Below are 913 nucleotides of genomic sequence, written 5' to 3'. Positions count from 1 at the left end.
GCCGGCATTGCGCTCGAATCCTGGGGACGCCTCAAGGGCACGCCGCGCACCGCGATCACGCTCGCGATGCTCTGGAGCGTGGCGCTGCTCGGCTTCGCCGCGGTGCCGATCTATCCGGTTGCGATCGCGCTGTTGTTCTGCGCGGGGTTCTTTGAGCTGTCGTTCAACACCATGGCGCAGGCGCTGGTGCAGCTGAATGCGCCGCACGACATCCGCGGCCGCGTCGTCGGTCTCTACAATATGGCGGGGCTCGGGATGCGGGCTTTCAGCGGCATCACGGTCGGGCTATCAGGGGCGGCGATCGGCATTCACTGGTCGCTCGGGCTGTCGGCCGCGGTGCTGCTGGCGCTGCTGTGTCTGCTGTATCGGCGCGCGGCGAAGACGGCAGCCTGTTGACTCCGGCCTCTCTCCACCGCACGCTCGACACAGGGCTTGGGGGAGATGAAGCGTTGCGCAATCGCTGGGGCATTCTTGCGATCCTGTTCATCGTGCGCCTCACGATCGCATTCCAATTCCAGAGCGTGGCCGCGGTCGCGCCGCTGCTGCAACAGACTTTTGGCGTTGGGCTGGCCGACATCGGCATCCTGATCGGGCTCTACTTCACGCCAGGCGTCGTGCTGGCGCTGCCGGGCGGCGCGATCGGCCGAACTCTTGGCGACAGGCCGACGACGATCGCCGCACTGTTGCTGATGACGGCGGGCAGCCTCGTGATGGCCACGACCGACGTCTGGGGCTGGCAGCTGGCGGGCCGGCTCGCCTCCGGCGCCGGCGGTGTGCTGCTGACGGTGCAGCTCACGAAGATGGCGACCGATTGGTTCGCGGGTAAGGAGATCGCAACCGCGATGGCGATCTTCGTCAACTCATGGCCGGCCGGCGTTGCGATCTCGCTCCTGGTGCTGCCGGCGATCGGCAC

General features: G+C 67.4%; 2 protein-coding genes. Both read left to right on the top strand.

Going from position 1 to position 913, the window contains the following annotated elements; translation table 11 throughout:
* Window positions 1-396 (top strand): MFS transporter (locus MOV75_RS39865; RefSeq protein ID WP_369010502.1); only part of this gene is annotated, 396 nt, incomplete at its 5' end.
* Window positions 397-449: 53 nt separating this feature from the next.
* Window positions 450-913 (top strand): MFS transporter (locus MOV75_RS39860; RefSeq protein ID WP_247008334.1); only part of this gene is annotated, 464 nt, incomplete at its 3' end.

Source organism: Bradyrhizobium sp. PRIMUS42 (assembly GCF_023006515.1).
In the GTDB taxonomy this organism is placed as follows: domain Bacteria; phylum Pseudomonadota; class Alphaproteobacteria; order Rhizobiales; family Xanthobacteraceae; genus Bradyrhizobium.
The sequence above is the reverse complement of the archived record's forward strand: the minus strand, read 5'-3'. Positions and strand labels throughout refer to the sequence as shown.